The following is an 18167-nucleotide window of genomic DNA, read 5'->3' on the forward strand; positions in this document are numbered from 1 at the left end:
AGGACTGTTCGACCAGTTGCCCAGGTACCTTCTTCTATATAGGTATAGCGTTCGATAAATGGGCGCACATTGCCATCATCTGTTGGAGCGAACTATAGCGCCTTGTCGGGCGCCAGAATATAGGCGCCGGGTTGCAGGGCCGCGCAATGCTCGTGCAGGCGCGTAAACACGGGGGAAGTCATTGATTTAAATAAATTTATCCTTGGGGGTTGACGACCTTTCAATCCATCCATAGAATGCGCGCCACTTACAGCGTAAAGCACACAGCGAAACGCGGTAGGGAGTGAATGTTGTACGTGTGTCCCCTTCGTCTAGTGGCCTAGGACACCGCCCTTTCACGGCGGTAACAGGGGTTCGAGTCCCCTAGGGGACGCCATATGCGGGAATAGCTCAGTTGGTAGAGCACGACCTTGCCAAGGTCGGGGTCGCGAGTTCGAGTCTCGTTTCCCGCTCCAGTTTTTAAGCAGTGTTGCTCTCGGGCGACACTGAGTGAAACCAGGACCACGTCTTCGGATGCGGCCTCTGGGCACTGAAATACACACCATGTGTTTCAGTAGCGTGTCCCCTTCGTCTAGTGGCCTAGGACACCGCCCTTTCACGGCGGTAACAGGGGTTCGAGTCCCCTAGGGGACGCCATTTGCGGGAATAGCTCAGTTGGTAGAGCACGACCTTGCCAAGGTCGGGGTCGCGAGTTCGAGTCTCGTTTCCCGCTCCATATTCAACGAAAACGCCGATCAGAGATGATCGGCGTTTTTGTTTGTGCGTTTTTTAATCCCATGCATACCAACCGCTGCTCGGGCGGGCTGGAAAGCGAAAAACTTACCCCGCGTGTAGGTTTTTTTGTGAAGTGCGTAAGAACGTTCTGTACTTCGCTTCGGGTAGCTGTGCCCGGGGGGCTGCGTCTCTACTCTGACCGGCCCATTGTTCCCGTTCACTTCAGAGAGCTGCCCGGATGTTTCAACTCGACTTTTATTCGACCCTGGTCGCCGCCTCCCTGGTGCTGTTGCTGGGGCGCTGGCTGGTAGCTGGCATCGGCTTTTTACGCACCTACAGCATTCCCGAGCCGGTGGCCGGTGGGTTACTGGTGGCCGCGCTATTGGTGGTGTTGCGTTTAATGGCGGGTATTGAAGTTCGCTTCGATGCATCGCTGCAAGCGCCTTTGATGCTGGCGTTTTTCGCCACCATTGGCCTCAATGCGGACTTCGCCAGCCTGAAGACAGGTGGGCGCATACTCGGCACTTTCCTGTTGGTGGTGACGGGCCTGCTGGTGCTGCAAAATGCCATGGGCATCGCGCTGGCCAAGGTGCTCGGGCTCGACCCACTGATGGGTTTGCTGGCCGGCTCCATTACCCTGTCCGGTGGGCACGGCACCGGTGCGACCTGGGGCGGGGTGTTCAGCGACAAGTACGGCGTGGCCTCGGCCGCCGAGCTGGCGATGGCGTCGGCGACCTTTGGCCTGGTACTGGGCGGCTTGATCGGTGGGCCAGTGGCCAGGCTGCTGATCAAACGGGTCCAGGTGCCTGGCGTCGAGCTGACGTTGCCGCGTCTGCCCAAGGGCTTTGAGCAACCCCATCGCGAACGCATGATTACCTCGTCCTCGTTTATCGAGACCCTGGCGTTGTTGGCAATAAGCCTGCAGGTGGGTACTTTCCTCAGCGGATTGATCCAGGGCACGGCATTCGAGTTGCCAACCTTCGTCTGTGTGTTGTTTGTGGGCGTGGTGTTGCGCAACGGCCTGTCGGCGCTGGGTTGGCACCAGGTGTTCGAACGTGAGGTGTCGCTGCTGGGCAATGTCAGCCTGTCGTTGTTCCTGGCGATTGCCTTGATGTCGCTCAAGCTGTGGGACCTGGCTGCCCTGGCCTTGCCGATTGTGATTCTGCTGGCGGCTCAGGCGCTGTTGATGGCGCTGTTCGCGATATTCGTGACCTTCCGCGTGATGGGCAGCAATTACGATGCGGCAGTATTGGCGGCGGGGCACTGCGGGTTCGGCCTGGGTGCCACGCCCACCGCGATTGCCAATATGCAGGCCGTGACTCAACGTTTCGGGCCCTCGCAGATCGCCTTTCTGGTGGTGCCGATGGTGGGCGCGTTTTTCATCGACATCACCAACGCGGTGGTGATCAAGCTGTATCTGGTGCTGCCGTTCCTGGGCGCGGGCGGGTGAGGGGCCTGCACTACGGCGCTGACAAAAACGCCGATCAGGATTGATCGGCGTTTTTATTTGTCAGAGCTTCGGCAACTGACCTATGCGGCCCATCATTTCAGTCACGATCTGCAAGTCCAGCAGAAACTGGTCGACGGTCTTGAATTCGCCGTCGGTATGCCCGGTGTACTTGGTTTCCGGGCGCGCCAGACCAAATTGCACACCATTGGGCAGATCGTGCACGGACGTGGCACCGGCGGAGGTGCCGAACGTGTGCGCCATGCCGAGGTTTTCGGTGGAAACCGCCAGCAGGGCCTTCACCCATTCACCTTCGGGGTTGCGGTACATCGGCGTGTCGAGCGAGCAGGTGAAACTCACGTTGACCTTGGCATGAGCGTTCCAGGCGTTCAGCTTCTGCTCGATCTGCGCCTTGAGCGCCTCCGGTGATTTGCCTTTCGGAGCGCGCAGATTCACCGCCAGCTTGAAAGCCTTGTCGTCCTGGCTGACGAAGGTCAGCGAGGTGGTCAGCGGCCCCATGAACGCATCGGAAAAACCCACCCCCAGCTTGCCACCCAGGTAATCCAGGCCCCAGTTGTCGGATGCGTACCGCGCGGCGTCGGTGATGTGGTTGTGCTTGAGCGCGATCTTGCCGTCGACGCTGTGGATCAACTCCAGCATGCGCGCTACCGGATTGATCCCGGATTGCGGCGCCGAGGAATGGGCAGACACGCCCGTGACGATGAGCTTGACGTCCTTGCCGTCGACCTTGGCACTCACCTGGAAATCACCGCCGTTGCGCTTGGCGTATTCAGTACCGGCCTGCTGCAGGGCGGCGGCCAGTTCTGCAGGTTTATCGCTGATCAGCGTGGCTACCGACGCTGACGGAATCTGGTTGGTGGCCTTGCCGCCGGTCATGGAGATGATTTCTGCGCCGCTGCCTTTGCCCTTGCGCACCGGGAATGTGGCCATGACGGTGCCTGAGCCTTTTTCGGCAATCACCACCGGGTAGCCGCCGTCCAGGGCCAGGTTGTATTGCGGCACCGGGTTACGCGCGAAGTAGTAGGGGATGGCATCGCCGGCGGTTTCTTCGGTGGTGTCCACCAGCAACTTGAAAGTGCGCGCCAGCGGCAGTTTTTCTTCCTTGATTACTTTCATCGCGTACATCGCCACCACAATGCCGTTCTTGTCATCCTCGGTACCACGGCCGTACATGCGATCACCGATCAGCGTGACCTTGAACGGGTCAAGCCGCGTACCGTCCTTGAGCACCCAATTCTCCGGCGTCACCGGGACTACATCGGCGTGGGCATGGATGCCTACCAGCTCATCGCCACTGCCTTCCAGGGAGATCTCGTACACCCGGTTGTCAACGTTGCGGAAGGTGAGGTTGAATGACTTGGCCAGCGCCTGGATCCTGTCGGCGATCTTGAGAAATTCTGGGTTTTTGTACTGCGGCAGACCGTCGACGTTGAAAGTTGGAATCTCTACCAGCTCGCGCAGGCTTTCGAGAGCGGCTTTGCCGTATTTCACGCGGGTGTAAAGGCCGAGCAGTCGATGTATTTCGTTTTGTTGGTCGGCGGTGAGGGGGTTGTTGTCGAGAAACGCGTTGATCGCCGGACCTGTTTCAATGGTCTTGCCCAAGTCATCTTTATTCAGAGCACCGAGGAAACTGCGGAAATCGGTGGCCGGCGCTTCGCTGAAATTTTTCAGGATCGCGGCGCTTTGCTCGGGAGTGATGTTGGCAAAAGCGGAGGGGATGACGCTCGAAAGGCTGGCGGCCAGGAGGGTCGCTACGGCCATTTGCTTGAGTGGAAAGTGCATGGAGAGTCGCATTCCTTTGCAGGTATTGGTGACGTTTCTGACCGATCTGTCAGAAACATTTCCACACATTACCATCACTCAGGTGCGCTGTGCGCTCAAAAATGTGGGAGGGTTTTGCTCCCACATCTGGACTGTCAGCGTTGCGACAATCAGTGTTTGCTCTGATCATCCGGCATGGCCAGCAGCTGCTTTTCCTGGTTCCAGTCGAACGGTTCGTCATTCAGCTCGGCTTCATGACGACGTTCTTCGAGCGCCTGGTACAGGTCCAGTTCTTCGTCGGGCATGAAGTGCAGGCAGTCGCCGCCGAAGAACCACAGCAGGTCGCGTGGCACCAGGTGGGCGATTTGCGGGTAGCGCAGGATGACCTGGCTCATCAGGTCTTGGCCCAGGTACTGGCTTTCTATCGGGTCGATCGGCAGCAGGGCACGCAGTTCGTCGAAGCGCTCCAGGAACAGGGTGTGGCTTTCCTCGGGCACTTGTTCGGCTTCGCCAACGGCAACCAGGATGCTGCGCAGGTGGTCGAGCAAGACGAGATGATCGGCAACGACGTTGGACACGCGATAAGTCCTCTAAAGCAAAAACGGGCGCGAGAGTATATAGCTCAAGCGCCCGTAATTATATGACCGCAGGTATCAGCGGACCTTGCCTTCAGCCTGAGTCAGCTCTTCCTTGCTGAAATCATCCACGTCGATCACCTTGCGTCGCGCCGCTTCGGCGTCACGCAGGGTCTGCGCTTCGGCCGGTTGCAGCACGCCCGCTTGCAGGGCGGCGTCGATGGCGTGTTCGCCAGCAGTCGGTTTGACCTGGCCACTTTTCAACGCGCTGTGCAGTTTCTTTTGCAGCGGATGGCTGGCGCCGAGCAGGTCGTAGGCATGCTGCAGGGCGCCGACTGGATCCTGCGCCGATTGCGGGCGGTAGCAGCCGGCCAGAAGCTCTTCAAGCGTCGGGTCGCCCTTGGCGCGGCCAATCACTGCAGCCACTTCGGCATCCAGTGCATCGGATGGCCCGGTATGGCGCCGTCCGAACGGGAACACGATCACTCGCAACAGGCAGCCCAGCACCTTGTTCGGGAAGTTGCTCAGCAATTCATCCAGCGCGCGTTCCGACTCGCCAAGGCTTTCTTCCATGGCCCAGGCAAACAAGGGCTCCAGGTGGTCCGGCGAATCCAGGTCGTGGTAACGCTTGAGCGCCGCCGAGGCCAGGTACATATGGCTCAGCACATCGCCCAGGCGCGCCGACAGGCGTTCGCGGCGTTTGAGCTCGCCACCGAGCAGCATCATGCTCAAGTCGGCAAGCAATGCGAAGGCCGCCGCTTGACGGTTCAGAGCGCGGAAATAACCCTGGCTCAGGCGGTTGCCCGGGGCTTTCTCGAAGTGGCCAAGGCCCAGGTTCAGCACCAGGGTGCTGGCGGCGTTGCTGACGGCAAAACCGATGTGCTGCATCAGCAGGCCGTCGAACTCCTTGAGGGCCTGGTCACGGTCTTCACGCCCGGCCAGCGCCATTTCCTTGAGCACGAACGGATGGCAGCGAATCGCGCCCTGGCCGAAGATCATCAGGTTACGCGAGAGAATGTTGGCGCCTTCCACCGTGATGAAAATCGGCGCGCCCTGCCAGCTGCGGCCCAGGTAGTTGTTGGGGCCCATGATGATGCCCTTGCCGCCGTGCACGTCCATGGCGTGGGTGATGCACTCGCGGCCACGTTCGGTCAGGTGGTACTTGAGGATCGCCGACAGCACCGAGGGCTTTTCCCCCAGGTCGACGGCGTTGGCGGTGAGCATCCGCGCGCTGTCCATCAGCCAGGCGTTACCGCCGATACGTGCCAGGGACTCCTGAATACCTTCGAATGCCGACAGCGGTACATTGAACTGTTCGCGCACCTGGGCGTACTGGCCAGTGACCAGACTGGTGAACTTGGCCGCACCGGTGCCGACGGCCGGCAAGGAGATCGAACGGCCCACCGACAGGCAGTTCATCAGCATCATCCAGCCCTTGCCGAGCATCTCCTGACCACCGATGAGGTATTCCAGGGGAATGAACACGTCCGTGCCCGAGTTGGGCCCGTTCATGAACGCAGCCCCCAGTGGCAGGTGACGACGGCCGATCTCCACGCCCGGGGTGTCGGTGGGAATCAGCGCGAGGCTGATGCCGAGGTCTTCTTCCTCGCCCAGCAGGTGATCCGGGTCATGGGCCTTGAAGGCCAGGCCCAGCAGGGTCGCCACCGGGCCGAGGGTGATGTAGCGTTTTTCCCAGTTCAGGCGCAGGCCGAGGGTTTCCTTGCCCTCCCATTCACCTTTGCAGATCACTCCGGTGTCGGGCATGGCGCCTGCATCGGAGCCGGCCAGTGGGCCGGTGAGGGCGAAGCACGGGATGTCATCGCCGCGTGCCAGGCGCGGCAGGTAGTGGTTGCGTTGTTCATCAGTGCCGTAGTGCAGCAGCAGTTCGGCCGGGCCCAGGGAGTTTGGCACCATTACGGTGGACGCGAGGTCGCCGCTGCGGGTGGCGAGTTTCATCGCCACCTGGGAGTGGGCGTAGGCGGAAAAGCCCTTGCCGCCGTACTCCTTGGGAATGATCAGCGCGAAGAAACCGTGGGTCTTGATGTGCTCCCAGGCGGCGGGCGGCAGGTCCATGGCCTGGCCGATTTCCCAGTCGCTGACCATGGCGCAGAGTTCTTCGGTGGGGCCGTCGATAAACGCCTGCTCTTCTTCGGTCAGTTTTACCTTGGGGTAGGCCAGCAACTTGTCCCAGTCGGGGCGACCGCTGAACAGTTCGCCATCCCACCACACCGTGCCTGCGTCGATGGCGTCGCGCTCGGTCTCGGACATTGGCGGCAAAACTTTCTGGAACCAGCTGAACAGCGGCTTCGTGAAGTATTGGCGGCGCAGGTCGGGCAGCAGCAGGGGCGCGGCCACCAGAGCGATCAACACCCAGAAGATCAGCAGCAGCCAACCCGGTGCGTGGCTCCAGGCGCCCATCGCCAGCAGGTAAACGGCAACCACGCCCAGGGCGGGCAGCGGGGCGACGCGGCGGTGTGCCAGGTAGGCAATGCCGACCACCAGCACCAGTATCCACAACAACAGCATATTCAATCCTCCGTGAAACCAGGGGCGAAACCACCAGGGAGCTTAGTCGGCATGCGAGCAAGCACGGTGATCAAGGTGTTACCACGTGTTCAAGACAGTTCCAGTCGCTCACTGGGTAGTGACCGTCTGGTGAGGGGGAGTTCGTATGAAAACGTACCGGAACTCGTGCGGATTTATCTGACCTGGCAGTCATCCAGTACCGTTTCGCGACCCAGGCGTCGTATGCTGCGGTTTCCATTACAACATGTTGTCCATTCACCCAATCAGGGAGCGGTCATGCTGAAGATCTGGGGTCGTAAAAATTCGTCAAACGTCAGGAAAGCGCTGTGGTGCGCCGAGGAACTTGGCCTGGATTACGAGGCGATTGATGCGGGTGGGGCATTCGGGGTCGTCGACACGCCGCAATACCGGGCATTGAATCCCAACGGTCGGGTGCCGATGATCGAAGACGGCGACTTTGTGCTGTGGGAATCCAACACCATCGTGCGCTACCTATGCGCCAAACACGCGTCGGAATTTTACCCGGCTGACCTGCAAGCCCGCGCCAACGCGGAAAAATGGATGGACTGGACCACCTCGACCCTGGCCGATCCGTTCAAAGCGGTGTTCTGGGGCATCGTGCGCACTGCGCCGGAAAAACGAAACCCGGACAGCATCAACGCCGGGCGCCAGGCCTGTATCGATGCACTCAACACCGTTGAGCAAGCGCTCGCCGGGCAACCTTATCTGTCCGGCAACGCGTTCGGTATGGGCGATATTCCCCTTGGCTGCTTCATCTACGCCTGGTTCGAGATGCCCATCGAGCGCCCGCCGATGCCGCACCTGGAGGCCTGGTACCAGCGCCTGCAACAGCGTCCGGCCTTCCGCAAGGCAGTGATGACCGCGTTGACTTAATACCCACTATTAATGCGCTTGACTGTACTTGTGTGACGCGGGCACTCACCATGCCCGCCATGCACCCCGGTTGAACTACCTGCGGTGCGCCTTCATCTACCCTTTCCATTCCCTTCTTTTGGTGCGTATTCCGATATGAGTTCCGCTCTGTCCATCCGGCAGCTAACCAAAACCTACGGCAACGGTTTCCAGGCCTTGAGTGGTATCGATCTGGACGTTGCCGAAGGTGATTTCTTCGCCTTGCTCGGCCCCAACGGTGCCGGCAAATCCACCACCATCGGCATTCTCTCCACCCTGGTCAACAAGACCAGCGGCACGGTGAACATCTTCGGCCACGACCTGGACAAATCCCCGGCGGCGCTCAAGCGCTCCATTGGCGTGGTGCCTCAGGAATTCAACTTCAACCAGTTCGAAAAGACCTTCGACATCGTTGTGACTCAGGCCGGTTACTACGGCATCCCGTCGAAAGTCGCCAAGGAACGCGCCGAGCAGTACCTGACGCAACTGGGCCTGTGGGACAAACGTGACGTGCCGTCGCGCTCGCTGTCCGGTGGCATGAAGCGCCGCTTGATGATCGCCCGCGCACTGGTGCATGAGCCGCGCCTGCTGATCCTCGACGAGCCCACTGCCGGCGTGGACATCGAACTGCGCCGCTCCATGTGGACCTTCCTCACCGAGTTGAACGAGAAGGGCATCACCATCATCCTCACCACTCACTATCTGGAAGAGGCCGAGCAGCTGTGCCGCAACATCGGCATCATCGACCACGGCACCATCGTCGAGAACACCAGCATGCGTAATCTGCTGGGCCAACTGCACGTGGAAACGTTCCTGCTCGACCTGAAGAACCCGTTGTCGGCGCCGCCGCAGTTGCTGGGCTACCCGAGCCGCCTGGTGGACAGTCGCACCCTGGAAGTCCAGGTGGACAAGGCCATGGGCATCACCGCGCTGTTCACGCAACTGGCGACCCAGAACATCGAAGTGCTGAGCCTGCGTAATAAAACCAATCGCCTTGAGGAGTTGTTCGTGTCCCTGGTGGAGAAAAATCTGGCGAAGGTGGCGGTATGAGTTCCGAACTGCAACCCAACCTCGTCGCGCTGCAAACCATCGTCTATCGCGAAGTGAAGCGCTTCACCCGGATCTGGCCGCAGACGCTGCTGCCGCCGGCGATCACCATGGTCCTGTACTTCGTGATCTTCGGTAACCTGATCGGTCGGCAGATCGGTGACATGGGTGGTTTCACCTACATGGAGTACATCGTGCCGGGCCTGATCATGATGTCGGTGATCACCAACTCCTACGGTAACGTGGTCTCCAGCTTCTTCGGCAGCAAATTCCAGCGCTCCATCGAAGAGCTGATGGTGTCGCCGGTTTCGCCGCACACCATCCTGATCGGCTACACCGCAGGCGGCGTGCTGCGCGGCTTGATGGTCGGCGTGATCGTTACCCTGCTGTCGCTGTTCTTCACCCACCTGCAGGTGCACCACCTGGGCGTCACCATTCTGGTGGTGGTGCTGACGGCGACGATCTTTTCGCTGCTGGGGTTTATCAACGCGGTGTTTGCACGCAATTTCGACGATATCTCCATCATCCCGACCTTCGTGCTCACACCGCTGACCTACCTGGGCGGGGTGTTCTACTCCATTACCCTGCTGCCGCCGTTCTGGCAGACCGTGTCGCTGGCCAACCCGGTGCTGCATATGGTCAATGCTTTCCGCTACGGCATCCTGGGTGTGTCGGATATCAGGATCAGCGTGGCGATCACCTTCATGATCGTTGCCACTATTGTCTTGTACTTCGGCTGTGCACGGTTGCTGGTGAGCGGGCGCGGGATGCGTACCTGAGCCGGAAAAAGCGTGGGAGGGGGCTTGCTCTCTCCCACGTTTGGATCTGGGAATTGCCTTTACTCTTGCAGGGCCAGTTCGATCAGTGCGTGCAGTTCCTGCACGGTCAGCGGCGCAGTTGAAAACAGAATCCGAAATACCGTCGGCGCCGCGATCAGATTGATCAAGTGGGCCACGCTCGGTGGGTTGCTGTCGGGATAGCGATCAACAATCGCTTGAAGCTGCCCGCTGAGGATGCTTACGCAGTAGCCCGGGGTCACGCTGCATTGCAGGTCGCGCATCATGTTGCGCCCTGGCTCGGAGCTCATCTCATCCAGATACTGCTCGGCCCAGGCCTGCAAATCGCCGCGCAGGCTGCCGGTGTTGGCCGGCTCACTGTCCGGGCGCATGCGGGCCAGGGCCACATCTGCGAGCAACACACCAAGGTCACCCCAACGCCGGTAGATGGTCGAGGGCGTGACACCTGCACGTGCGGCGATCATCGGCACCGTAACACTGGAACGCTCATGGGTTTCCAGCAGTTCACGCGCCGCCGAATGTACGGATTCTTGTACCCGGGCACTACGGCCCCCCGGGCGGAGGCCTTCTTTTATCGCCATGGTTGCGACCTTAACACAAAGAATTTGCTTTAAGAGCCAGCCGGTAGCACACTCCGCAAAAGCAAAATATTAGCTTTAGCGGAGCATGCCCATGTCCAGTCCCACTTCTCATCGTCCCAGCCTGGTGTTCCTCGCGATCACCTTGCTGACGTTCCTGGCCGCTTCCAGCGCGCCGACGCCGCTGTATCACCTCTACCAGGAAGGTCTGCATTTTTCGGCGGGCATACTCACACTGATCTTCGGGGTGTACGCCATGAGCTTGCTGGCCGCCCTGCTGACAGTGGGTTCGTTGTCGGACTACCTCGGACGCAAGCCGGTGATTTTTGCTGCGCTGGTCCTGAATATGCTGGCGATGTTGCTGTTTATCAATGAAGGCAGTGTGGCCTGGCTGATTGCTGCGCGCACCCTGCAAGGGTTTGCCACCGGCATGGCCACCGCGGTGTTGGGCGCGGCGCTGCTCGACAGCGACCGCCAGCAGGGCCCGCTGGTCAACAGTGTGGCGCCGCTGCTGGGCATGGCGTGTGGGGCGATGGGCAGCAGTTTGCTGGTGGAGTTCGCGCCGCTGCCGACCCAGTTGATCTACTGTACATTGTTGCTGCTGATGGTATTGCAGGCCGTGTATGTGTGGCGTCTGCCGGAAAGCGTCAGCCGTATCCCGGGTGCATTGGCCTCGTTGCGTCCGACCCTGCATGTGCCGCCTCAGGCACGCCGGGCGTTGTGGTTATCGTTGCCGGTGGATGTGGCGGTGTGGGCGATGGGCGGTTTCTATCTCTCCCTGGCGCCGTCGCTGGTGCGGGCGGCTACCGGCTCGACGTCCAACCTGATCGGTGGAGGCCTGGTGGCGGTGCTGACCTTGAGTGGCGCGCTGATGATCCTCACCCTGCGCAATCGACCCGCGGACAAGGTGCTGCGTCTGGGCGCCGGGTTGCTGGCCATCGGCGTGGCCCTGATCCTTATGGCGGTGCATAGCGCCAGCCTGCCGCTGTTTTTCATCGCCACCCTGATCGCCGGCAGCGGCTTTGGCGCAGGTTTTCTGGGTGCCTTGCGCAGTGTGGTGCCGCTGGCCTTGCCCCATGAGCGTGCGGGCTTGATGTCGGCATTTTATGTGCTGAGTTACCTGGCGTTCTGTTTGCCGTCGTTATTGGCAGGCAACCTGATTCACAGTTTTGGCTTGATCGCTACCACCGACGGTTATGGCGCGGTGCTGATCCTGCTGGCGTCTGGTGCCCTGGCTGCGCTGATGTGGCAGGGCCGGCAGTCGGTGCATATTGGTAAAACAGATAACAGTTAGAGATATTACCAGTTATATAGATATTCGATCAGCTTCTATGATGGCCTCCACCTCATACGAGGAAGAGGATCGCCAGCATGACCTGCCCGAATACCATCAGTTACAAGCCGTTCAGTCACCTGACCCGTCCCCGGGAAGTGATTCGCCAGTTCACCCCCAACTGGTTCGCCGCCACCATGGGCACCGGCGTGCTCGCGCTGGCCCTGGCCCAATTGCCGGTCAACCTGCCCGCGCTGCGCACGCTGGGTGAAGGGTTATGGCTGTTCACCATCGGCCTGTTCATTCTGTTCAGCGTGTTGTACGCCGCGCGCTGGGTGATGTTTTTCGATGAAGCGCGGCGTATTTTCGGGCACTCCACGGTGTCGATGTTCTTCGGCACGATCCCCATGGGCCTGGCGACCATTCTCAACGGCCTGCTGGTGTTCGGCCTGCCGCGCTGGGGCGGCGATGTGATCGCGGTGGCCGAAGTCATCTGGTGGCTCGATGTGACGATGGCCATGGCCTGCGGCGTATTGATCCCATTCATGATGTTCACCCGCCAGGAGCACAGCATCGACCAGATGACGGCCGTGTGGCTGTTGCCGGTGGTCGCCGCTGAAGTCGCGGCGGCGAGCGGTGGGCTGCTGGCGCCGCACCTGGCGGATGCGCATTCGCAGTTGGTGATGCTGGTGACCAGCTATGTATTGTGGGCGTTTTCCCTGCCGGTGGCGTTCAGCATCCTGACCATTCTAATGCTGCGCATGGCCCTGCATAAGCTGCCCCATGCCAACATGGCCGCGTCGAGCTGGCTGGCGCTTGGGCCCATCGGCACTGGCGCCCTGGGCATGTTGCTGCTGGGCGGCGATGCGCCAGCGATTTTTGCCGGCAACGGGTTGCCCGGGGTTGGCGAGATGGCCAACGGTCTGGGCCTGGTGGCGGGCATTACCCTCTGGGGCTTCGGTTTGTGGTGGATGTTGATCGCCGTGTTGATCACCCTGCGTTACCTGCGCGCCGGTATTCCGTTCAACCTCGGCTGGTGGGGCTTTACCTTTCCATTGGGGGTGTATGCGCTGGCAACGTTGAAGTTGGCGAGTCTGCTGCACTTGGGCTTCTTCAGCGTGTTTGGCAGCGTGCTGGTGGTGGCGTTGGCGCTGATGTGGCTGATCGTGGCCAGGCGTACCGTGCAGGGCGCCTATAAAGGTGAGCTTTTTGTTTCACCTTGCATTGCAGGGTTAGCGAATAAGTAGGCGCAGTTAGGTAAAGTCGTGGCCTGACTCGATAACAGGCCACGCAGGAACACGGACGATGAGCCACCCCTCACAATTCACCTTGCTGCGCACCCGGCGTTTCCTGCCGTTTTTCATCACCCAGTTGCTGGGCGCATTTAACGACAACATCTTCAAGCAATCGCTGATCCTGGCGATTCTCTACAAGCTGACCCTCGACGGTGATCGCTCGATCTGGGTCAACCTCTGCGCGTTGCTGTTTATCCTGCCGTTCTTCCTGTTCTCGGCACTGGCCGGGCAGTTTGGCGAGAAATTCAACAAGGATGCGTTGATCCGCGCGATCAAGATCGGCGAAATCGTGATCATGGCCGTGGGCGCCACCGGCTTGCTGATCAATCACCTCGAGCTGATGTTGCTGGCGCTGTTCGCCATGGGCACGCATTCGGCGCTGTTCGGCCCGGTGAAGTATTCGATCATGCCCCAGGCCCTGCACGACGATGAACTGGTGGGCGGCAACGGTCTGGTGGAGATGGGCACCTTCCTTGCGATCCTCGCCGGCACCATTGGTGCGGGCATCATGATGTCATCCGCCCATTACGCACCCTTGGTGGCCACCGCGATTGTTGGCGTGGCGGTGCTGGGCTATCTGGCCAGCCGCAGCATTCCACGGGCGGCGGCGTCTACCCCGCACTTGCGCCTGGACTGGAACATTTTCACCCAGTCGTGGGCCACCTTGCGCATGGGTCTTGGGCAGACGCCGGCGGTGTCGCGCTCGATCGTCGGTAACTCATGGTTCTGGTTCGTCGGGGCAATCTACCTCACGCAGATTCCGGCCTACGCCAAGGAGTGGCTGTACGGCGACGAAACCGTGGTGACGCTGATCCTCACGGTGTTCTCGGTAGGCATCGCGCTGGGCTCGATGCTCTGCGAAAAACTTTCCGGGCGTAAGGTGGAGATCGGCCTGGTGCCGTTCGGCTCGTTCGGGTTGACGGTGTTCGGGCTGCTGCTCTGGTGGCATTCCGGCAGTTTCCCGCAGAACGTTCAGCCCAATGATTGGCTGGCGGTGCTCGGCTACGGCCAGGCGTGGTGGGTGCTGCTCGATATTCTCGGCCTGGGCGTGTTCGGCGGTTTCTACATCGTGCCGCTGTATGCGCTGATCCAGTCGCGCACTGCCGAAAACGAACGTGCGCGGGTGATTGCCGCCAACAACATTCTCAACGCGTTGTTCATGGTGGTGTCGGCCATCGTGTCGATCCTGCTGCTGAGCGTGGCCAAGCTATCGATCCCCGAATTGTTCCTGGTGGTTTCGCTGCTCAATATTGCGGTCAACACCTACATCTTCAGGATCGTCCCCGAGTTCACCATGCGTTTCATGATCTGGCTGCTCAGCCATTCCATGTACCGCGTGGAGCATCGCAACCTGGAACAGATCCCGGACGAAGGCGCCGCCTTGCTGGTGTGCAACCATGTGTCGTTTGTCGACGCGCTGTTGATCGGCGGCGCGGTGCGTCGGCCGATCCGGTTCGTGATGTATTACAAGATCTACCGCCTGCCGGTGCTGAACTTCATCTTTCGCACCGCAGGGGCGATCCCGATTGCCGGGCGGCATGAAGATATCCAGATCTACGAAAAGGCCTTCACGCGCATTGCGCGGTATCTGCAGGAGGGCGAACTGGTGTGCATCTTCCCCGAAGGCAAGTTGACGGCTGACGGCGCGATGAATGAGTTTCGCGGTGGGCTGACGCGCATTCTCGAGGAGACGCCGGTACCGGTGATTCCGATGGCGTTGCAGGGATTGTGGGGCAGCTTCTTCAGCCGTGATCCGCACAAGGGGTTCTTTCATCGCATCTGGTCGCGGGTGGTGCTGGTAGCGGGCGAGCCGGTATCGGTCGAGTCGGCGACGCCTGCGCACTTGCAGGCGGTGGTGGGTGGGTTGCGCGGGAGTATCAGGTAGTTTTGTGTCGGCAGTGAGGGCCTCATCGCAGGCCAGCCAGCTCCCACATTTGAAATGCATTCCAAGTGTGGGAGCTGGCTTGCTCCCGATAGCGGCAGTGGTTTAGGTGGAGATCTTGAGGCCAATGAGCCCGCAGATAATCAACGCTACACTCGCCAATCGGAACAGCGCCATGGATTCCCCAAACAGAACAATCCCGGCAATCACTGTGCCCACCGCACCCACGCCGGTCCAGATGGCGTAGGCAGTGCCCAGCGGCAGCTCCTTCATGGCCAGGCCCAGCAAGCCAAGGCTGATGGCCATGGCGGCAATCGTCAGGGCGGTGGGCAGTGGCTTGCTGAAGCCGTCGGTGTACTTCAAACCGACGGCCCAGCCGACTTCGAACAGACCGGCAAAAAACAGAATGATCCAGGACATGATGACCTCGCTTTCTCAGGCGGGGTCGTCCCCGGATTCGGCGCTTTGACAGCGTCGCGAGGTCGTCCCCGCGAAGCTCGGTAGAGTGCCGAAGATTGATCGAACGATCAAGTTTGCGGTACGTCCTCCAGCAGACGACGGTCTTCTTTCTCGCTCATGCGGCGGAAGTAGGTCGACAGCAACGCCCCGGAAATATTGTGCCAGACGCTGAACAACGCGCTCGGCACCGCCGCCAGTGGCGAGAAGTGCGCGCTGGCCAATGCCGCGCCCAGCCCGGAATTCTGCATGCCCACTTCCAGTGCCAGCGATTTGCGTTGCGCCAACGGCAGCTTGAACACGCGCGCGGTAAAGTAGCCCAGCAGGTAGCCGAAACTGTTGTGCAGCATCACCACGGCCATGATCAGCAGACCCGACTCGGCAATCTTCGCCTGGCTGGCAGCCACCACTGCGGCGACGATGATCACGATACTGATCACCGACACCAGCGGCAGCACGTCCACCGCATGGCGCACCCGCGCGCCGAGCACGCGTTGCGCCAGCACGCCGAGTATGATCGGCAGCAGCACCACCTGCAGGATCGACCAGAACAGCTCCATGAACGACACCGGAAGCCAGGCCGAGGCCAGCAGCCAGATCAGCGCCGGCGTAAGCAGCGGGGCGAGGAGGGTGGTGACGGCGGCAATTGCTACCGACAACGCCAGGTCGCCCCGGGCCAGCCAGGTCATCACGTTGGACGAGGTGCCGCTCGGGCAGCAGCCGACCAGGATCACGCCGACGGCAATTTCCGCTGGCAGATTGAAGGCCCGGCACAGCAACCAAGCTACGCCCGGCATGATTACAAAATGCGCGACCACGCCCAGGGCGACGCGCCACGGGTGACGGGCGACCTCGGCGAAGTCTTCGAGTTTGAGGGTCAGCCCCATGCCGAACATCACCAGGCCCAGCAGCGGGACGATGGCGCTTTTCAGGCCGATGAACCAGCCGGGTTCGAGGAAGGCGAGCACCGCGAAGATCAACACCCAGTAAGCGAAGGTATTGCCGACGAAGCGGCTCAGGGAGGCGAGTGCGCGCATGGGGATGTCCTTTTTATTGGATTCTTGAAGTGTAAACACACATCAAATGTGGGAGCGAGCAAGCCCGCTCCCACATTTTTATCTTCACATGGCTTTAGATGCCCTGTGGGGTCTCTTCGCCGCCCAGCGCTTCGATCAACGCCGGCAGGAAATCACCGAACGTCAGCATCATCAGGGTAAAGCTTGCATCCAGTTGGCCCAGCGCTTCGTCGCCGCCGTCCTGTTCGGCCTGATCCTGCAGCAGGTCTTCGAACTTCAGGCGCTTGACGGTCATCTTGTCGTCGAGCATGAACGACAGCTTGTCCTGCCAGGCCAGCGACAACTGGGTCACCACCTTGCCGGTGGTCAGGTGCAGCTGGATCTCTTCGCTGGTCAGGTCCTGGCGCTTGCAGCGCACGATGCCGCCGTCTTCGTGGGTGTCGCGCAGTTCGCATTCGTCGAGCACGAAGAAATCGTCGGCCGGCTTCTGGGTGGTGACCCAGTCGGTCATGATCGCGGTCGGCGCGGTTTTCACCGTGAGCGGGCGTACCGGCAGGGTGCCGATCACTTCGCGCAAAGTCGACAGCAGGTCTTCGGCGCGTTTCGGGCTCGCCGAGTTGACCAGGATCAGGCCCTGTTTCGGCGCGATGGCGGCGAAGGTCGACGAGCGACGAATGAAGGCCCGTGGCAGGAACGCCTGGATGATTTCATCCTTGATCTGATCGCGTTCCTTCTTGTAGACCTTGCGCATCTGCTCGGCCTCGATCTCTTCGACTTTCTCTTTGACCGCATCACGTACCACGCTGCCCGGCAGGATACGTTCTTCCTTGCGCGCAGCGATCAGCAGGAAGTCGCCGCTGACGTGAACCAGAGGCGCGTCCTCACCTTTACCGAAAGGGGCGACGAAACCGTAAGTGGTCAGCTCCTGGCTTGCACACGGGCGCGCCAGTTTGGTGGCCATGGCCGCTTCCAACGCCTCGGCATCAACGGGCAGATCTTGGGTCAGGCGATAGATAAGCAGGTTCTTGAACCACATGGGGTGAGTCTCTCCTCTATACAAAGGGGAGCATTATTCTCTTGATATGGCCGCAGGCCAACCCTGCGTAAGCCATTGGAAGCGCTGAAAAAAAAGATTCAAGAAAGTGCTTGCCAGACCCAGGGTCGCTCCGTAGAATGCGCGCCACACCGAAACGAAGGGTGATTAGCTCAGCTGGGAGAGCATCTGCCTTACAAGCAGAGGGTCGGCGGTTCGATCCCGTCATCACCCACCATTCGCTTCACGTGTTACGCGCAGCGGTAGTTCAGTCGGTTAGAATACCGGCCTGTCACGCCGGGGGTCGCGGGTTCGAGTCCCGTCCGCTGCGCCATATTCGGTTACCTGGAATGCTGAACGCCAGGTCGCCAACGAAAGCCCGCTTAACCGCGGGCTTTTTATTGTCCGAAATATGGCAAACAGTCGTGAGTTGATCTTTTTTTAGATAAAGTGCATTTAAATCAAGATATTACGATTTTTTGGTGTATGATGCGCCCACACCGAAACGAAGGGTGATTAGCTCAGCTGGGAGAGCATCTGCCTTACAAGCAGAGGGTCGGCGGTTCGATCCCGTCATCACCCACCATTCGCTTCATGTGTTACGCGCAGCGGTAGTTCAGTCGGTTAGAATACCGGCCTGTCACGCCGGGGGTCGCGGGTTCGAGTCCCGTCCGCTGCGCCATATTCGGTTACCTGGAACGCTGAACGCCAGGTCACCCGGGAAAGCCCGCTCATATGAGCGGGTTTTTTTTCGCCTGCGCAAAAGCACCGCGCTTTATTTGCGACCCGCGAGCAATTTGGATACGGTGCACGCCTGCCCACAAGGACGTCTCC

14 protein-coding genes and 8 tRNA genes are annotated in these 18167 nt (G+C 60.3%); 15 read left to right on the plus strand and 7 right to left on the minus strand.

Features of this window, described 5'->3' with window-relative positions; translation table 11 throughout:
- Positions 1-300 precede the first annotated feature (300 nt).
- The 5 genes from VRB54_RS08180 to gltS all read left to right on the plus strand — a co-directional run bounded on the left by VRB54_RS08180 (position 301) and on the right by gltS (position 2164).
- Positions 301-376: transfer RNA gene (locus tag VRB54_RS08180), tRNA-Glu, on the plus strand.
- Positions 377-379: 3 nt separating this feature from the next.
- Positions 380-455, plus strand: a tRNA-Gly gene (locus tag VRB54_RS08185).
- A gap of 105 nt (positions 456-560) precedes the next feature.
- Positions 561-636 (plus strand) — tRNA-Glu (locus tag VRB54_RS08190).
- Positions 637-639: 3 nt separating this feature from the next.
- Positions 640-715: transfer RNA gene (locus VRB54_RS08195), tRNA-Gly, on the plus strand.
- Between the two features lie 237 nt (positions 716-952).
- Positions 953-2164: a sodium/glutamate symporter gene (gene gltS, locus VRB54_RS08200; RefSeq protein ID WP_338480305.1), complete on the plus strand. Its 1212-nt coding sequence runs from the start codon at positions 953-955 to the stop codon at positions 2162-2164.
- Between the two features lie 60 nt (positions 2165-2224).
- On the opposite strand, the gene VRB54_RS08205 is transcribed toward gltS, so the two are convergent.
- From VRB54_RS08205 to VRB54_RS08215, 3 genes are all read right to left on the minus strand, one after another.
- The gene (locus tag VRB54_RS08205) at positions 2225-3964 is read right to left on the minus strand and encodes a dipeptidase (RefSeq protein ID WP_338480306.1); all 1740 of its coding nucleotides are present in this window, start codon (positions 3962-3964) and stop codon (positions 2225-2227) included.
- A gap of 149 nt (positions 3965-4113) precedes the next feature.
- Positions 4114-4521: a PA2817 family protein gene (locus VRB54_RS08210; RefSeq protein ID WP_003237131.1), complete on the minus strand. Its 408-nt coding sequence runs from the start codon at positions 4519-4521 to the stop codon at positions 4114-4116.
- Positions 4522-4596: 75 nt separating this feature from the next.
- On the minus strand, positions 4597-7044 hold the full coding sequence (locus tag VRB54_RS08215) for an acyl-CoA dehydrogenase (protein ID WP_338480307.1): 2448 nt from the start codon (positions 7042-7044) through the stop codon (positions 4597-4599).
- A gap of 276 nt (positions 7045-7320) precedes the next feature.
- Between VRB54_RS08215 and VRB54_RS08220 the strand changes: the two genes are divergently transcribed.
- The 3 genes from VRB54_RS08220 to VRB54_RS08230 all read left to right on the plus strand — a co-directional run bounded on the left by VRB54_RS08220 (position 7321) and on the right by VRB54_RS08230 (position 9782).
- Positions 7321-7938, plus strand: coding sequence for a glutathione S-transferase (locus tag VRB54_RS08220; RefSeq protein WP_338480308.1), 618 nt, complete (start codon positions 7321-7323; stop codon positions 7936-7938).
- 135 nt (positions 7939-8073) lie between these two features.
- A complete protein-coding gene (locus VRB54_RS08225; protein WP_057008301.1) occupies positions 8074-9006 on the plus strand; it encodes an ABC transporter ATP-binding protein in 933 nt (310 codons plus the stop codon).
- Positions 9003-9782, plus strand: coding sequence for an ABC transporter permease (locus VRB54_RS08230; RefSeq protein ID WP_209980690.1), 780 nt, complete (start codon positions 9003-9005; stop codon positions 9780-9782). Before VRB54_RS08225 ends, VRB54_RS08230 begins: the two co-directional genes overlap by 4 nt.
- A gap of 59 nt (positions 9783-9841) precedes the next feature.
- Here the strand turns inward: VRB54_RS08230 and VRB54_RS08235 are convergent, their stop codons facing one another.
- On the minus strand, positions 9842-10381 hold the full coding sequence (locus tag VRB54_RS08235; RefSeq protein WP_338480309.1) for a TetR/AcrR family transcriptional regulator: 540 nt from the start codon (positions 10379-10381) through the stop codon (positions 9842-9844).
- 91 nt (positions 10382-10472) lie between these two features.
- Here VRB54_RS08235 and VRB54_RS08240 point away from each other — a divergent pair, with 91 nt between their 5' ends.
- The 3 genes from VRB54_RS08240 to VRB54_RS08250 all read left to right on the plus strand — a co-directional run bounded on the left by VRB54_RS08240 (position 10473) and on the right by VRB54_RS08250 (position 14831).
- Positions 10473-11672, plus strand: coding sequence for an MFS transporter (locus VRB54_RS08240; protein WP_338480310.1), 1200 nt, complete (start codon positions 10473-10475; stop codon positions 11670-11672).
- Between the two features lie 77 nt (positions 11673-11749).
- Positions 11750-12898: a TDT family transporter gene (locus tag VRB54_RS08245; protein WP_338480311.1), complete on the plus strand. Its 1149-nt coding sequence runs from the start codon at positions 11750-11752 to the stop codon at positions 12896-12898.
- A gap of 58 nt (positions 12899-12956) precedes the next feature.
- Positions 12957-14831 carry an MFS transporter gene (locus VRB54_RS08250; protein ID WP_338480312.1) on the plus strand — a complete coding sequence of 625 codons (1875 nt, stop codon included), beginning with the start codon at positions 12957-12959 and terminating at the stop codon, positions 14829-14831.
- Positions 14832-14933: 102 nt separating this feature from the next.
- Here VRB54_RS08250 and sugE read toward each other — a convergent pair whose 3' ends face one another.
- The 3 genes from sugE to rdgC all read right to left on the minus strand — a co-directional run bounded on the left by sugE (position 14934) and on the right by rdgC (position 17336).
- Positions 14934-15248, minus strand: coding sequence for a quaternary ammonium compound efflux SMR transporter SugE (gene sugE, locus VRB54_RS08255; protein WP_015371673.1), 315 nt, complete (start codon positions 15246-15248; stop codon positions 14934-14936).
- Positions 15249-15355: 107 nt separating this feature from the next.
- The gene (locus VRB54_RS08260) at positions 15356-16321 is read right to left on the minus strand and encodes a bile acid:sodium symporter family protein (protein ID WP_338480313.1); all 966 of its coding nucleotides are present in this window, start codon (positions 16319-16321) and stop codon (positions 15356-15358) included.
- A gap of 94 nt (positions 16322-16415) precedes the next feature.
- Complete coding sequence (rdgC, locus tag VRB54_RS08265) at positions 16416-17336, minus strand: recombination-associated protein RdgC (protein ID WP_057008294.1); 921 nt, start codon at positions 17334-17336, stop codon at positions 16416-16418.
- Between the two features lie 159 nt (positions 17337-17495).
- On the opposite strand from rdgC, the gene VRB54_RS08270 reads away from it, so the two are divergent.
- From VRB54_RS08270 to VRB54_RS08285, 4 genes are all read left to right on the plus strand, one after another.
- Positions 17496-17571: transfer RNA gene (locus tag VRB54_RS08270), tRNA-Val, on the plus strand.
- Between the two features lie 19 nt (positions 17572-17590).
- Positions 17591-17667, plus strand: a tRNA-Asp gene (locus VRB54_RS08275).
- 176 nt (positions 17668-17843) lie between these two features.
- Positions 17844-17919: transfer RNA gene (locus tag VRB54_RS08280), tRNA-Val, on the plus strand.
- Positions 17920-17938: 19 nt separating this feature from the next.
- Positions 17939-18015 (plus strand) — tRNA-Asp (locus tag VRB54_RS08285).
- Positions 18016-18167: the final 152 nt, after the last annotated feature.

The sequence above is a fragment of the Pseudomonas trivialis genome (assembly GCF_036864995.1).
Classification (GTDB): Bacteria; Pseudomonadota; Gammaproteobacteria; order Pseudomonadales; family Pseudomonadaceae; genus Aquipseudomonas; species Aquipseudomonas trivialis.

Coding starts and splice junctions, on each gene's coding strand:
- VRB54_RS08260 (WP_338480313.1), bottom strand. CDS start 16,321: ATGCGCGCACTCGCCTCCCTGAGCCGCTTCGTCGGCAATACCTTCGCT.
- gltS (WP_338480305.1), top strand. CDS start 953: ATGTTTCAACTCGACTTTTATTCGACCCTGGTCGCCGCCTCCCTGGTG.
- VRB54_RS08230 (WP_209980690.1), top strand. CDS start 9,003: ATGAGTTCCGAACTGCAACCCAACCTCGTCGCGCTGCAAACCATCGTC.
- VRB54_RS08215 (WP_338480307.1), bottom strand. CDS start 7,044: ATGCTGTTGTTGTGGATACTGGTGCTGGTGGTCGGCATTGCCTACCTG.
- rdgC (WP_057008294.1), bottom strand. CDS start 17,336: ATGTGGTTCAAGAACCTGCTTATCTATCGCCTGACCCAAGATCTGCCC.
- VRB54_RS08245 (WP_338480311.1), top strand. CDS start 11,750: ATGACCTGCCCGAATACCATCAGTTACAAGCCGTTCAGTCACCTGACC.
- VRB54_RS08225 (WP_057008301.1), top strand. CDS start 8,074: ATGAGTTCCGCTCTGTCCATCCGGCAGCTAACCAAAACCTACGGCAAC.
- sugE (WP_015371673.1), bottom strand. CDS start 15,248: ATGTCCTGGATCATTCTGTTTTTTGCCGGTCTGTTCGAAGTCGGCTGG.
- VRB54_RS08240 (WP_338480310.1), top strand. CDS start 10,473: ATGTCCAGTCCCACTTCTCATCGTCCCAGCCTGGTGTTCCTCGCGATC.
- VRB54_RS08220 (WP_338480308.1), top strand. CDS start 7,321: ATGCTGAAGATCTGGGGTCGTAAAAATTCGTCAAACGTCAGGAAAGCG.
- VRB54_RS08250 (WP_338480312.1), top strand. CDS start 12,957: ATGAGCCACCCCTCACAATTCACCTTGCTGCGCACCCGGCGTTTCCTG.
- VRB54_RS08205 (WP_338480306.1), bottom strand. CDS start 3,964: ATGCACTTTCCACTCAAGCAAATGGCCGTAGCGACCCTCCTGGCCGCC.
- VRB54_RS08235 (WP_338480309.1), bottom strand. CDS start 10,381: ATGGCGATAAAAGAAGGCCTCCGCCCGGGGGGCCGTAGTGCCCGGGTA.